The organism is Azospirillum brasilense, from assembly GCF_007827815.1.
In the GTDB taxonomy this organism is placed as follows: domain Bacteria; phylum Pseudomonadota; class Alphaproteobacteria; order Azospirillales; family Azospirillaceae; genus Azospirillum; species Azospirillum brasilense_C.
In genome coordinates this window covers 81,110-94,431 of the sequence record NZ_VITH01000011.1, presented here as the reverse complement: position 1 = coordinate 94,431, position 13,322 = coordinate 81,110, and the positions used below count along the sequence as shown (strand labels likewise).

The window sequence follows — 13,322 nt, the reverse complement described above, 5'->3', positions numbered from 1 at the left end:
TCAGGAGGCCGGCGCGCAGACGCGGTCGATACAGGCGGAGGGTCATTCCGCCTATGTCGGTGCGGCCCCCGCCGAGAGCAAGGGCCGCAACGTCTCAGCGCTTGCCCGGATAGAGGTAGCGGGCCTTCAGCGTGCCTTCGATGGCGCGCAGGTCGCTCGCCACCTCGCTCTCATCCACGTCGCCGTCGACATCCACCACGACGTAGCCCAGCTCCGGGTCGGTCTGGAGATACTGCGCGGCGATGTTCAGGTTGCGGCCCGAGAAGACCTCGTTGATCTTGCGCAGCACGCCCGGACGGTTCTCGTGGACGTGCAGGAAGCGGGTGCTGCCGGCGTGGACGACCGGCAGGCCGACCTGCGGGAAGTTCACGGCGCCCATGGTCGAACCGTTGTCCGAATACTCGATCAGCTTCTGCGACACCTCGGTGCCGATGTTGGCCTGGGCTTCCATCGTCGAGCCGCCGATGTGCGGGGTCAGGATGACGTTGTCGAGCCCGCGCAGCGCGCTCTCGAACACCTCCTTGTCGCCGCCCGGCTCCTTCGGGAACACGTCGATGGCGGCACCCAGCAGATGCTTGTCCTTCAGGGCGGCGGCCAGCGCCTCGATCACCACGACCTTGCCGCGGGCGGCGTTGATCAGGTGGGCGCCCTTCTTCATGGCGCGGATCTGCGCCTCGCCGATCATGTCGCGGGTCTGCGCGGTGTCGGGGACGTGCAGGGTCACCACGTCGGACACCGCCAGCAGCTCCTCCAGCGAGTGGCAGGGCTGCGCGTTGCCGAGCGCCAGCTTGTTCACGACGTCGTAGTAGCGGACCTTCATGCCCATCGATTCGGCCATGATCGACACCTGGGTGCCGATGTGGCCGTAGCCGACGATGCCCAGCGTCTTGCCGCGGATCTCGTACGAGTCCTTGGCCGACTTCATCCAGCCGCCGCCGTGCACGAGGTTCGACTTCGAGAAGATGCCGCGCATCAGCATGATGACCTCGCCGATCACCAGCTCCGCCACCGACCGGGTGTTCGAATAGGGCGCGTTGAAGACCGGGATGCCGAGTCGGCGCGCGGCCTTCAAATCGACCTGATTCGTGCCGATGCAGAAGCAGCCGACGCTGAACAGGCGGGTCGCGGCCTCAAGAACCTTGGCGGTCAGATGGGTGCGCGAGCGGATGCCCAGCATGTGGACGGACCCGATGCGCTCCAGCAGCTCCGATTCGTCCAGCGCGTGCGGCAGGCGCTCCACGGTGGCGTAACCGCCATGCGCCAGCTCGTTGATGGCGTTGTCGTGAACGCCTTCGAGCAGCAGGATGTTGATCTTGTCCTTGGAGAGCGAGAGCTTCGTCACGGCCGGCATCCGTCGAAATGAATGGCCCCGCACGCGGCGGGCCGCCAATAATGCGAGCGCGCAAGGTAATGCCAAGCGCCGGCCTTGTCACGCGAGGGATGTTGCGTTGCCGCCGCCATTCCGCATGGCGGGTTGGCGCCGCACGCGGGGCGGGTGTATTCCTGGCGAAGGCAATCACTGGGCCGGCAAGAGCGAGGGAAAAACCAGGATGAGCGACATCACCATCTACCACAACCCGCGCTGCACCAAGTCGCGCCAGACGCTGGAGCTTCTGAGGTCCCGGGGCGTCGAGCCCACCGTCGTTGAGTATCTGAAGACCCCGCCCACCCCCGCCGAGCTGAAGGCCATCCTGGGCAAGCTGGGCAAGGGCCCGCGCGACATCCTGCGCGCCAAGGAGGCGGCGGAGGCCGGGATCGCCAAGGATCTCGACGGCGACGCCCTGATCGACGCATTGTCCGCCAACCCGGCCGCCATCGAGCGGCCCATCGTCGTCACGGGCGACAAGGCCCGCGTGGGCCGTCCGCCGGAAAGCGTTCTGGAGATCCTGTAAGTGACCAAGCCCTCCCTGGACCTCACCCCCGCCGACGCGGCGACCGAGCTGCGCACCGTCCGCGACCTGATCCGCTACGGCGTCAGCCGCTTCACCGAGGCCGATCTGGACTACGGCCACGGCACCACCAACGCCCATGACGAGGCGGTGTTCATGGTGCTGGAAGGGCTGAGCCTGCCCATCGACCAGCTCGACCCCTATGTGGACGCCCGGCTGACCCTGGCGGAGCGCCGCAAGGTCGCCGACCTGCTGCACGCCCGCGTGGAGACGCGCAAGCCGGCCTCCTACCTGCTGAACAAGGCCTACATCCAGGGCATCCCCTTCTATGTGGACGAGCGGGTGATCGTCCCGCGCTCCTACATCGGGGAAATCCTGTTCTCCGACCTGATCGGCGGCGACGACTTCACGCTGGTGGAGGACCCGACGGAGGTGGAGCGGGTGCTTGACCTGTGCACCGGCTCCGGCTGCCTCGCCATCCTGGCCGCGCAGATCTTCCCGGAGGCCCAGGTGGACGCGGTGGACCTGTCCGCCGACGCGCTGGAGGTGGCCAAGCGCAACGTCGCCGACAGCGGGTTCGAGGACCGCATCGCCCTGCACCACGGCGACCTGTTCGCGCCGCTGAAGAACCGCAAGTACGATGTCATCATCACCAACCCGCCCTATGTGGACGCCGAGGCGATGGCCAACCTGCCGCCGGAGTTCCGCCACGAGCCGCAGATGGCCCTGGCGTCGGGCGACGACGGGCTGGACATCGTGCGCCGCATCCTCAAGGAGGCGCCCAAGCACCTGACTCCGGAGGGCGGTCTGCTCTGCGAGTTCGGCACGGGCCGCGAGATCCTGGAAGCCGAGTATCCGGACCTCGATTTCTTCTGGGTGGAGACCGCGAACAGCTTCGGCGAGGTCTTCTGGCTGACCCGCGACCAGCTGAAGCCGGGCAAGTAACCGGACCGCCGATCAGGCCGGGCTCAGACCGGACGCCGGAGCAGCACGCTTCCCCCCTGGTGCGGCAACCGCTCGTGCCAGGGGATCTCGGCGCGGCCGATCTCGGCGAAGCCTTCCTTGGCGTAGAGTTGGCGGGCGTCGGCGTTGTCGGCCCAGACATGCAGGGTCACCCGGTCGAACCGGCCGCGGCGCGCCCGCTCGTAGACCCAGGCAAGGAGTTGGGAGGCGATGCCGCGGCGGCGCCATGCCGGGTCGACGGCCAGCGCCGACAGGAAATAGCTGCCCCAGTCGTGCACCCGGTTGAAGTCCTCCATGTGGGCCAGCCGGTCGACGGGCAGCCCGCTGTAATCCTGGGTCTTGATCCAATCCACCGGGTAGGCGTGGGCGACCCCGACAATCCGCCCCGCCACCTCCGCGACGCCCGAATGGCGGTGGGAAAAGGATCCCGATGTGCCCGCCAGACCCGGCACCAGCATTTCCGCCGCCGTCTGGCCGGGCACCAGCCCGTCGAGCAGGAACTCGTAGACGCCGCCGCCGGCCATGTCGATGAGCCGCGCCAAGTCCGGCGCGTCGTCCGGCTCGGCCGGACGGATGTGGATGCCGTTGTCGTTCATGGCTTCGCGTGTCCTGTCGGATGGAATTTATTGGTTGCCGCCGCCTATGTCCCCTCTCCCCGGAGGGGAGAGGGTTAATGAGCTTCACTCCCCGACTCCATTGACCATGGCCGCCCATCGCCCTATCCTGGTGGTCATGATGGATCACCACCTTACCCTGGGTCTGCGAATTAGCAGCCCGGTTCTCGTGTGAGAGCCGGGGTTTTCGCGCGTCTGCAGGTCTGACCCTGCACTCATCGATTAAAGACCAAGGTAAGAGCGACCCATGCCCACCGTCACATTGTCCGCCGTCACGCTGGCGGCGCCCGCCGCCGAATCCCGTCCGACCGATCCGAACCGTCTCGTCCGCTTCGCCGTGCAGGCCGACGCCGATCCCGGCACCCTGCCCCGCGTGCTGGAGCTGTTCGCCAAGCGCGGCCTCGTTCCGCTGTCGCTGAACAGCCGCCTGCTGGGCGACGAGCTGACGGTGGAGGTCGAGATGACCGGCATGGTGGCCGCGGAGTCGAACCATGTCGGCAACTGCCTGCGCCAGATCCCGATGGTGCTCGCGGTCGCGGTGACCGAACGGACCCTGCCGCTGGACCTGCCCGCCGCCGCCGAATGACGGCGAGGGCGGGCGTCCGGCGTCAGTCGGACGAGGGCGTCCTGGTCTTTTCAGACACCACCTCAGGCGACGAAGGCGGCGTTTCCGGGGCGGCGGCCACCGCCTCCTCCGCCGGGGCCTCCTCCGTCTCCTTCATCAGTTGGGCGGCCTGCTGCAGCTTGCGGAACTGCGCCACCGAAAAGGGCAGGCTCGCCAGATAGGCCAGCCCGAGGAAGGCCAGCGTCCACCAGGGCTGGCTGACCAGCGAGGCGGCGAGCAGGCCGACGCCGACCAGACCCGGCACCACATACTGGGTCGGCACCCGCATCCCCTTGAAGGAGAAGGTGGGCAGCGTGCTGACCATCAGCCCGCCCATCGCCAGCGTCCAGGGCACGACGACGGCCGGGTGGCCGGCGATGTCCGGCCCGGCCTCGAAGCCGATGACCATGGGAAGAACGGCCAGACCGGCACCCGCCGGCGCGGGAACGCCGGTGAAGTAGTTGAAGGCCCAGGGCGGCAGGTCGACGTCCAGGCGCGAGTTGAAGCGGGCCAACCGCAGCGCCGCGCAGACCGCGTAGGCCATGGCGGCGATCCAGCCCAGACTGCCGGCGCCGTTCAGCGCCCACAGATACATCAGGAAAGCGGGGGCCACGCCGAAGCTGATGACGTCGGACAGGCTGTCCAGCTCCGCGCCGAACTTGCTCTGCCCGTTCAGCAGGCGGGCGATCCGCCCGTCCAGCGCGTCGAGGATCGCGGCGATGACGATGCAGACGACCGCCTGCTCCCAGCGCTCGTGCATGGCGAAGCGGATGGCCGTCAGGCCGGAGCACAGCGCCAGCACCGTCAGCACGTTGGGCAGAAGATGGTTGATCGACAACCCCTTCAGCCGCGGATGCGGGCGGCGCGCCCGGCGCTTGCGGAACACTGCCGGCTTGAAGACCGGTCGCTTCATCGGCGGACATCCCCCTGCCGTTGCGGTTCGGTGGCGGTCAGGTCGGCCAGCACGGTCTCGCCGCCGATCGCCGTCTGCCCGACGCAGACCAGCGGGACGACGCCGTCCGGCAGATAGACGTCGGTGCGGCTGCCGAATCGGATCAGGCCGAACCGCTCGCCCGCCTTGACCTCCTGGCCGGCCTTCACCCAGTAGAGGATGCGGCGGGCGACGAGGCCGGCGATCTGCACATAGGCAATCTCACGCCCGTCGGGAAGACGGTGGCGGAAGGCGGCGCGCTCGTTCTCCTCGCTGGCCTTGTCCAGCGCGGCGTTCACGAAGGTGCCCTTGTGATACTCCGCCGCGACCACCGTGCCGTCCGCCGGCACGCGGTTGACGTGCACGTTGAAGACGTTGAGGAAGATGCTCACGCGGGTCAGCGGCGTGTCGCCCATGCCCAGTTCCGGCGGCGGAACCGCGGGAACGATCATGGTCACGCGCCCATCGGCGGGGCTGACCAGCAGGCCGGGCCGCGTCGGCGTCACGCGATCGGGATCACGGAAGAAATACACGCACCACAGGGTGAGGACGAGACCCAGCCAGCCCAGCGGTTTCGCCACGGCAAGCCCGAGGATCAGGGAGACCACGGCGAAGGCGGCGATGAACGGCCAGCCGGCGCGGTGGATCGGAACGACTACGGTGTTGAGGGCGGACATCGCCGGTTACTTCAGCCTCGGATCGTTGGAGCGGCGCATTCTAGACAGCATCCCCCGCCCTTTACAGAATTTTAGCAGGGAAGGAGCAGAGTGACGCCACCGACACCACAGGAATGAGCGAGCCCCCGTGTCCGTTCCCGCCGCCCGCCTTCAGGCCATGCCGTCGCTCGCGCAGGTCTCGCAGACCGCCCTGCCCTTCAGCCCCGACACCTTCGTGATGACTCCCGAGGGCGTGCTGGGCATCGCCCAGCCGCCGCGCCCGGCGCGGCTGCACTTCATGGCCGACGGGCTGCCCTTCAGCATCGCTGTCGGCTTCGACGGGGAAACGTCGCGGTCGCAGGTGTGGGCGGAGATCGGCCACATCCCTTACACCGCCCAGTCGCCGGAGCGGCGGCGCCAGCTCCTGGCGATCCTGCGCGGCATCCAGGACCGTCGGGGCACCCGCTTCCTCATCCAGGAAGGCCAAAAGATCCTGCTGTTCTCCGAAGCCGAGTTCGAGGGGCAGGCAACGCCGGAGGATCTCATCCACCAGACGGTGGTCGCGCTCCAGCAGGCGCGCCCCTTCCTGCGCCTGCTTGCTCCCTATCTGTAAGCCCGGATCGAAAACGCTCAGTTCGAGACCGGCAGCGCGAAGATCTGGCCGGGGTAGATCAGGTCCGGGTCGCGGATCTGGCCGCGGTTGGCCTCGTAGATCATCGTGTACTGCACGCCGCGCCCGTAGGTGGAGCGGGCGATCCGCCACAGGCTGTTGCCGGGCTGGACGACCATCGACCGGCCGTCCGGCAGGTTGGCCGGAACCTCCGACACCTGCACCGGCAGCTCGACGCGGGCGGTGACCTTGCCCGAGTCGGTGACCTGATCGGCGCGCAGCGTGTAGACGCCCGGCGCCACGGCACGCTCCGGGCGCAGCCGCCATTGACCGTTCGGGTCGGTGTGGGCGCTCCCGACCAGCAGATTGTCGAGATAGAGCTGCACGGCGCTGCCCGGCTGCGCCCGGCCGCCCATGGCGACCTGCCCGGCGGCGTCGTAATCCATGCTTTCCAGAGACACGCCCCCCGGCGGCGGCGGGGCCGCCACGCCGCGGGTCGCCGGCGCGGCCGGCCCCTTGGGCGCCTGGAGGACGGTGCTGCCCCCCTGCCCGTCGCCCAGCCCGCCGCGCGGCATGGCGACGGCCAGCGGACCGGTTGGCGCGTCCGAAGAGGCCCCGCCGGTGGCGGGCGGCGGGTCGGGCACCACGACGACCACGACGCGCTCCGACGGGGTCGGTTCGGCGGCGGGCGTCGCCTTTTCCGACAGGCTCAGTTCGCGGGCTCCGGGAGCCAGGGGCTGGTCGGGAAGAAGGACCCATTCGCCGCGCGCGTCGGCGTTGACGGAGCCCAGCGCGCGCTCCCCGTCATGGACGGTCACCGACGAGCCCGGCGTGGCGCGCCCGGCCATCACGGTGGCGCCGTCCGGGGCGACGCGCACGATGTCGAAGCGCGGACCGGCGGGCTCCTCCGCGGCTTTCGCCGGGGCGGGCGCGCTGGCCGGCGGCTTGGCCGGGGTCACGCTGCCCAGCGCGACGGTTGTTCCGGACCCGGCCGTGCCGGCGCGGGTGCCCGGCGCGGACGCCGGATCGAAGGCCAGATACGCGACAACGGCGGCCGCAGCGACCGTCGCCGCACCGCCGAACAGGAGAGCTTGCTTCACCGGAGCACCGCCGCATCATTGCCGGCGGACACGCCGGCTTGCGACAGGATAGCAGATTGCGGCGGCGGAACTGAACACCGCCGATGGAGCAGACGCATAGCCGCATCGGGACCGGCCCACCGCCTTCGCGCCGCCGGGCGGCACGGTCCCACCGCCCGCGTCGGCGGGCTCACTTGTCCAGCTTGGCGACCGTCTCGGAATGGCGGCCGGAGGACAGGTCGCCCGAGGACAGATCGGCCGCGGAGACGCTGGTCTCCGTGGCGCGAGCCGCCGTGGCGCCGCCAGCGTTCGCCTTGCCCCCGCCGGTCAGAAAGCCGATCCCGCCGCCGAAGCCCCCGCCAAAGCCGAGGAACAGGAACGTGGCCACCGAAATGGCGGCCAGGGCATTGACGACGCGCGAATCCATAATATTCCCTCCCGATGGGCTGAAGTCCGATGTCCGGGTAGACGCCGCCCCGGCTTTGCTATTCCCTTGCTTTAGGTGACCCCGCCGGGCGCGCCGGAACAGTCACCGGAACGTGTACCCATTCGGCGAGAAAGGGTGAGCGATGAAAGCCCCGAATTCCGTCTGCGTCTATTGCGGCTCATCCAGCCGCGTCGCCGCTGTCCACAAGGAGGCCGCCCATATGTTGGGCGACGGACTCGCCCGGCGGGGCATCCAGCTCATCTACGGCGGCGGGCGCGTCGGGCTTATGGGAATCGCCGCCGACGCGGCGCTGGCCGCCGGGGGGCAGGTCATCGGCATCATACCGGAGCACATCCAGTCCGCCGAGATCGAGCACACCGGCCTGACCGAACTGCACGTCGTCGACAGCATGCACACCCGCAAGCGGATGATGGTGGACCGCGCCGACGCCTTCGTGGTGCTGCCGGGTGGTCTCGGCACGCTCGACGAGGCGTTCGAGATTCTGACCTGGAAGCAGCTGGGTCTGCATGACAAGCCGGTGGTGATCGCCGATGTGGACGGCTACTGGCGCCCCTTGCTCGGCCTGATCGACCATACGGTGGCGCAGGGTTTCACCCAGCCGGCGCACCGCGCGCTGTACACCGTCGTCGATGACGTGGACGACGTGTTTTCCGCGCTGGCCTATGAACCGGAGCCCGCGCTGAAGATTCCCACACAAAAGCTCTGAAAAGACCAAGTGGTAGGACCAGATCGCGCAAATCGCGCCGTTTTCAGCGCGATATCGTCTGTTTTGGTGCCCCGCGGTCCTTTCTTTCGGCGGTGCCCCGGTGCTATATAACCGCCATCCGTTTCCGTCCGGGGAACCGGGGCCCGTCTTCGGATGGAGGTCCCGGCCCGTGCCCTCGCACAGCGCGCCCGGCGTCCAAGCATAAGACAACCCCTACCCGTTCGGGGAGAACTCGCACCCATGACGAAGATCAAGGTAGCCAATCCGGTCGTCGAACTCGACGGCGACGAGATGACGCGCATCATCTGGCAGTTCATCAAGGACAAGCTGATCCTGCCGTACCTCGACATCGACCTGAAATACTACGATCTCAGCGTCGAGAACCGCGACAAGACGGACGACCGGGTGACGGTCGAATCGGCCAACGCGATCAAGCAGTACGGCGTCGGCGTCAAGTGCGCGACCATCACCCCGGACGAGGCGCGGGTGACGGAGTTCAATCTCAAGAAGATGTGGAAGTCGCCGAACGGCACGATCCGCAACATCCTGGGCGGCACCGTCTTCCGCGAGCCGATCGTCTGCTCCAACGTTCCGCGCTACGTTCCGGGCTGGACCAAGCCGATCATCATCGGCCGCCACGCCTTCGGCGACCAGTACAAGGCCACCGACTTCGTCGTCCCCGGCAAGGGCAAGCTGAGCATCCGGTGGGTGCCGGAAGGCGGCGGCGAGCCGATCGAGCACGAGGTGTACGACTTCCCCGCCTCCGGCGTCGCCATGGGCATGTACAACCTGGACGAGTCGATCGAGGGCTTCGCCCACTCCAGCTTCATGTACGGCCTGGAGCGCGGCTACCCGGTCTACCTGTCGACCAAGAACACGATCCTCAAGGCCTATGACGGGCGCTTCAAGGACATCTTCCAGAAGGTGTTCGACGAGCATTACGCCGCCCAGTTCAAGGCCAAGGGCCTCGTCTACGAGCACCGCCTGATTGACGACATGGTCGCCTCGGCCCTGAAGTGGGAAGGCGGCTTCGTGTGGGCCTGCAAGAACTACGACGGCGACGTGCAGTCGGACATCGTGGCGCAGGGCTTCGGCTCGCTGGGCCTGATGACCTCGGTGCTGATCACGCCGGACGGCAAGACCGTCGAGGCGGAGGCCGCCCACGGCACGGTGACCCGCCACTACCGCGAGCACCAGAAGGGCAAGGAGACCTCCACCAACCCGATCGCCTCGATCTACGCCTGGACGCAGGGCCTCGCCTACCGCGGCAAGTTCGACAACACGCCGGACGTGGTGAAGTTCGCCGAGACGCTGGAGCGCGTCTGCGTCGAGACCGTCGAGTCGGGCTTCATGACCAAGGATCTCGCGATCCTCATCGGTCCGGATCAGCCCTGGCTGACCACCAAGCAGTTCCTCGACAAGCTCGACGAGAACCTGCAGAAGAAGATGGCCGCCTCGGCGTAACGCGCATTCCGCGTCAGGTGCGACGACGCGTCCCGGTCAAACGGGACGCCGGGTCGAGGTAAGGTTGTGGCGGGGAGTTTCGGCTCCCCGCTTTTTTCTTGCCCGCGCGGCACGATGCCGGCGCGGACCTGACGAACCGGAATTCGAGACTTTCCCATGGCCAAGGACATCTTCCGCATCGCCGTGATCGGCGCCGGCGAAACCGGAACGCCGCTGCTGACGCGGCTTCTGGACGCTCCCTTCGTCGAGATTCTCGGCGTCGCCGACCTCGACGCCGAGGCGCCCGGCATGCGGCTCGCACGCGACCGCGGCGTCGCCACCACGACCGATTTCATGGACCTCGCCCGGCTCGGCGCGGCGGTGGACGTGCTGATCGACGTGACCGGCGTTCCGGCGGTGCGCGAGGCGCTGCGCCAGCACATGCAGGACAGCGGCAACACGCACACGCTGATCGTGCACGAGATGGTGGTGCAGCTCATGCTGTCGCTGCTGAGCGGCCGCCTCGTGCAGTTGAAGCACGAGGTCGAGGAGTACTGACTCCCGCCCGTGCCCTGCGCCCCCCCTTTCCGGTGAGCCGCCGCGCCACCACATCCACGCGGCAACCATGGAACAGGGATTTGGAACAGGACATGGACATGAAGGACCCGGCTCGGGCGTCCGCGCTGCTCAAACGGCTGCACGGGCGCATGACCGGCGACAAGCCATCATTGGGCGAGGTGCTGGGCCATCTCGGCGATCGTGCGCCGGGCTTCCTGCTGCTGGCGCTGGCGATCCCCGCCGTGGTTCCAACGCCGGGGCTGCCGGCGGGACTGATTTTCGGCACGGTGCTGGCGCTGGTGGCGGTCCAGATGATCGTCGGCCGCGACCGGCTGGAGGTGCCGGGCTGGCTTGGTCGCCGCCGCGTCGCGCGCGGCACGCTTGAAAAGATCGTGGAGAAGGGAACGCCGCTGATCGAGCGGTTGGAGGCCCGGCTGCGCACGCGCTGGCCATCGCTGACCCATCAGGGGGTGCAGCGTCCCTTGGGCCTCTTCGTGCTGGTGATGGGAATTCTGATCGCCCTGCCCATCCCGTTCGGCAACACCCTGCCCGGTCTGGCGGTGCTGGTGATCGCGCTGGGGCTGATTGTGAAGGACGGTCTGGCGGTCGCCGCCGGTCTCGGTCTGGGCGTGGCCGCGGCAGGCGTGTCGGCAATGCTGATCGCCGGAAGCTGGTGGGCGATCACTTCGGCGCCGATCTGACCGGCGCTCCTCTTACGGCTGCCGATCCGGTCACCGCGTCGGGCGGGCGCCCGCGTGAAGAGCGCCCGAAATCCGGAAATCCGGCGGAGGGATCCGGCGGAGAAATCCGACAGAGTCTAAGCGGCGCCGACGGTGCGGTCGCCGGTGTTGCGGTCCTCGTCGCGCTTCTTGCCGGAGGACGCCGGCTGGTAGGCCACCGCCGCGTGCTCGGCGCAGTACGGCAGTCCGGGCAGCGAGGGCTTGCCGCAGAAATGGAAGTCCTGGTGCTTCGGATCGCCGACCGGCCATTTGCACATGCGCTCGGTCAAGGCGAGGATCGTCGCCCCGCGGGTCGGCTTCTTCTTGATCGGCGACGGGCGTCCCGACAAGCCGAGGCGGTGCGCCTTCCCGATCACCGCGTTGCGGGTGATGTCGCCCAGGATGTCCGCGATTTCACTCGCGCTCAGCCCCTGGGCCCAGAGGTCCTTAAGCTGCTGAACCCGTTCGTCCGTCCAACTCATCCCCTGTCTCCCGTGGTCCGGTAACCGGTGACTTGGTTAACCACTATACCTTCCGACCAGACGGCCGTTTTCCATAAGGCGCAATATTTTGTGCCCAACGCCGGCCAAGCTACCAGATGGCCGGATAGAGGGATAGGGGGCTTGAGCAACATTCCTGTGCATAAGTCTGTGGGTGTTATGAGTTCAACGCGCCGTACACCTCCTCGGCTATGGCCGAAAGGGTCACTCGGTCGAGGTCACCCGTTACCGCCCACGCCAAACCGTTGTCCCGCCAGTAGAAAGCCTGAACGCTGCCGTCCTGGGCAAAACGGAAGGACGTGTCCGGCGCGCCGGAGGCCGGACGGATGTACAGGGTGATGCGGCGACCGGCCGCATCCTGGTACATGAGTTGGGCCGCCGGCCCCCGCGCGTCGGAGAGCAGCCGCCCACCCACCAGATCATAGCCCTTCGCGGCCAGCCGCGGCGCCTGCAGGGGCTTGCCCAGGCGCTTGGACAGCCAGCCCACGAGATGCGCCTCCTGGTCGGCGCCAACCTCCACGGGGTGGCGGACCTCCACCGCGAAAACCCGATGCGCCGCCACCGCGTCGGCGACGAAGGCCGCGCCACTGCCGCCCGTCCCGCCCGACCAGCCGCGCAGCCACCAGCCCCCCGCCCCGCCGGCCACGAAGACCAGCAGCACCGCCGCGGCGGCCAGCGCCGGAAGCCAGCGCCGCGGGCGCGCCGCCGGCCGGCCGGCCGTGCGGGCGTAGGGCGGCACCAGGGCCGCCGGCAAGGGACGGTCGACCAGCGGGCCGTAGGTGTCCTGAAGCATCGCCCGCTGGGCGCGGTAGCGCTCGAAGCGGCGGGCCAGATCGGGATTGCCGGCCAGATGGCGCTCGACCTCGCCGCGCCGGTCCTCCGGCAGTTCTCCATCCATCCAGGCGTGCAGGTCGGCCTCGGTCACCGGGGCGTCCGGTTCGGTGTCCATCACTTGATCCTCCTCACCGCCTGCTCCGTCCCGCCGTCCAGCAGGACGCGCAGCTTTTCCCGGGCGCGGGCCAGCCGCGACATGACGGTTCCCACCGGAACCCCCAGCACCTCCGCCGCCTCGCGGTAGGACAGCCCCTCCAGCCCGGTCAGCAGAAGCACGGCCCGGTGCTCCTCCGACAGTTGGTTGAAGGCCCGCACGAAATCCCGCACCTCGGCCCGGTCGGCGGGGGCGGCGCTGAGCGCGAGATCGTTGGCGAGGTCCTCCACCGGCACCTCCGGCCCGCGGCGGCGGCGCCAGCGCAGGCCGGAGACGTGCAGGTTGTGCAGGATCGACAGCAGCCAGCCGCCAAGCCGGGTGACGTCCCGCAGCGTGTGCCGGTTGGCCAGCGCCTTCTCGATACAGTCCTGCACAAGGTCGTCGGCGTCGGACAGGTTGCCGGCCAGTGCTGCGGCGTAGCGGCGCAGCCGCGGCACCTGCGCGGCGATGGCCCGCTCGTCCACCGGACCATTGGCCGAAGGGCCATTGGCTGGCGGGCCGCCCGTTGGAGGAGGGTCGGGAGGCGGCATTGGCAGAGGCATGCGGCGGCGCTCCCCTTGGAAGGATGTCCTGCCCGTCTGGACGCCCGGCGGCGGCGGATTATTCCACCGCTT

At 68.6% G+C, this 13,322-nt stretch carries 17 protein-coding genes; 8 read left to right on the top strand and 9 right to left on the bottom strand.

Annotated elements, in window-relative coordinates; translation table 11 throughout:
* Positions 1–94: 94 nt before the first annotated feature.
* Positions 95–1,342 (bottom strand): phosphoglycerate dehydrogenase, encoded by a 1,248-nt coding sequence (gene serA, locus FBZ83_RS21940; RefSeq protein WP_145688737.1) that lies wholly within the window; start codon positions 1,340–1,342, stop codon positions 95–97.
* A gap of 208 nt (positions 1,343–1,550) precedes the next feature.
* Here serA and arsC point away from each other — a divergent pair, with 208 nt between their 5' ends.
* Both arsC and prmB read left to right on the top strand, forming a co-directional pair.
* On the top strand, positions 1,551–1,892 hold the full coding sequence (arsC, locus tag FBZ83_RS21935; RefSeq protein ID WP_145688735.1) for an arsenate reductase (glutaredoxin): 342 nt from the start codon (positions 1,551–1,553) through the stop codon (positions 1,890–1,892).
* Positions 1,893–2,834: a 50S ribosomal protein L3 N(5)-glutamine methyltransferase gene (gene prmB / locus FBZ83_RS21930; protein ID WP_145688733.1), complete on the top strand. Its 942-nt coding sequence runs from the start codon at positions 1,893–1,895 to the stop codon at positions 2,832–2,834.
* A gap of 23 nt (positions 2,835–2,857) precedes the next feature.
* Here the strand turns inward: prmB and FBZ83_RS21925 are convergent, their stop codons facing one another.
* Positions 2,858–3,448 (bottom strand): GNAT family N-acetyltransferase, encoded by a 591-nt coding sequence (locus FBZ83_RS21925; RefSeq protein ID WP_145688731.1) that lies wholly within the window; start codon positions 3,446–3,448, stop codon positions 2,858–2,860.
* 265 nt (positions 3,449–3,713) lie between these two features.
* Here FBZ83_RS21925 and FBZ83_RS21920 point away from each other — a divergent pair, with 265 nt between their 5' ends.
* Positions 3,714–4,052, top strand: a complete 339-nt coding sequence (locus FBZ83_RS21920; protein WP_145688729.1) for a hypothetical protein — start codon at positions 3,714–3,716, stop codon at positions 4,050–4,052.
* A 22-nt stretch (positions 4,053–4,074) separates the two neighbouring features.
* On the opposite strand, the gene pssA is transcribed toward FBZ83_RS21920, so the two are convergent.
* The gene (pssA, locus tag FBZ83_RS21915; protein WP_145688725.1) at positions 4,075–4,983 is read right to left on the bottom strand and encodes a CDP-diacylglycerol--serine O-phosphatidyltransferase; all 909 of its coding nucleotides are present in this window, start codon (positions 4,981–4,983) and stop codon (positions 4,075–4,077) included.
* Positions 4,980–5,678, bottom strand: a complete 699-nt coding sequence (locus FBZ83_RS21910; RefSeq protein ID WP_114857496.1) for a phosphatidylserine decarboxylase — start codon at positions 5,676–5,678, stop codon at positions 4,980–4,982. The genes pssA and FBZ83_RS21910 overlap by 4 nt, the downstream gene beginning before the upstream one ends.
* A gap of 127 nt (positions 5,679–5,805) precedes the next feature.
* Between FBZ83_RS21910 and FBZ83_RS21905 the strand changes: the two genes are divergently transcribed.
* The gene (locus tag FBZ83_RS21905; RefSeq protein WP_145688717.1) at positions 5,806–6,270 is read left to right on the top strand and encodes a hypothetical protein; all 465 of its coding nucleotides are present in this window, start codon (positions 5,806–5,808) and stop codon (positions 6,268–6,270) included.
* Positions 6,271–6,287: 17 nt separating this feature from the next.
* On the opposite strand, the gene FBZ83_RS21900 is transcribed toward FBZ83_RS21905, so the two are convergent.
* Both FBZ83_RS21900 and FBZ83_RS21895 read right to left on the bottom strand, forming a co-directional pair.
* Positions 6,288–7,367, bottom strand: coding sequence for a LysM peptidoglycan-binding domain-containing protein (locus FBZ83_RS21900; protein ID WP_145688715.1), 1,080 nt, complete (start codon positions 7,365–7,367; stop codon positions 6,288–6,290).
* 169 nt (positions 7,368–7,536) lie between these two features.
* A complete protein-coding gene (locus FBZ83_RS21895) occupies positions 7,537–7,773 on the bottom strand; it encodes a hypothetical protein (protein ID WP_145688713.1) in 237 nt (78 codons plus the stop codon).
* A gap of 142 nt (positions 7,774–7,915) precedes the next feature.
* Between FBZ83_RS21895 and FBZ83_RS21890 the strand changes: the two genes are divergently transcribed.
* The 4 genes from FBZ83_RS21890 to FBZ83_RS21875 all read left to right on the top strand — a co-directional run bounded on the left by FBZ83_RS21890 (position 7,916) and on the right by FBZ83_RS21875 (position 11,202).
* Positions 7,916–8,500 carry a TIGR00730 family Rossman fold protein gene (locus tag FBZ83_RS21890; protein ID WP_145688707.1) on the top strand — a complete coding sequence of 195 codons (585 nt, stop codon included), beginning with the start codon at positions 7,916–7,918 and terminating at the stop codon, positions 8,498–8,500.
* A 240-nt stretch (positions 8,501–8,740) separates the two neighbouring features.
* The gene (locus FBZ83_RS21885) at positions 8,741–9,964 is read left to right on the top strand and encodes an NADP-dependent isocitrate dehydrogenase (protein WP_145688697.1); all 1,224 of its coding nucleotides are present in this window, start codon (positions 8,741–8,743) and stop codon (positions 9,962–9,964) included.
* A gap of 156 nt (positions 9,965–10,120) precedes the next feature.
* Positions 10,121–10,501, top strand: a complete 381-nt coding sequence (locus FBZ83_RS21880) for an oxidoreductase (protein ID WP_145688694.1) — start codon at positions 10,121–10,123, stop codon at positions 10,499–10,501.
* A gap of 98 nt (positions 10,502–10,599) precedes the next feature.
* On the top strand, positions 10,600–11,202 hold the full coding sequence (locus tag FBZ83_RS21875) for an exopolysaccharide biosynthesis protein (RefSeq protein WP_186466159.1): 603 nt from the start codon (positions 10,600–10,602) through the stop codon (positions 11,200–11,202).
* Positions 11,203–11,318: 116 nt separating this feature from the next.
* Here FBZ83_RS21875 and FBZ83_RS21870 read toward each other — a convergent pair whose 3' ends face one another.
* The 3 genes from FBZ83_RS21870 to FBZ83_RS21860 form a co-directional block, all read right to left on the bottom strand.
* Complete coding sequence (locus FBZ83_RS21870; RefSeq protein ID WP_114857504.1) at positions 11,319–11,702, bottom strand: GcrA family cell cycle regulator; 384 nt, start codon at positions 11,700–11,702, stop codon at positions 11,319–11,321.
* 175 nt (positions 11,703–11,877) lie between these two features.
* Complete coding sequence (locus FBZ83_RS21865) at positions 11,878–12,669, bottom strand: anti-sigma factor family protein (protein ID WP_145688690.1); 792 nt, start codon at positions 12,667–12,669, stop codon at positions 11,878–11,880.
* A complete protein-coding gene (locus tag FBZ83_RS21860) occupies positions 12,669–13,250 on the bottom strand; it encodes an RNA polymerase sigma factor (protein ID WP_348982515.1) in 582 nt (193 codons plus the stop codon). Before FBZ83_RS21860 ends, FBZ83_RS21865 begins: the two co-directional genes overlap by 1 nt.
* Between the last annotated feature and the right edge of the window lie 72 nt (positions 13,251–13,322).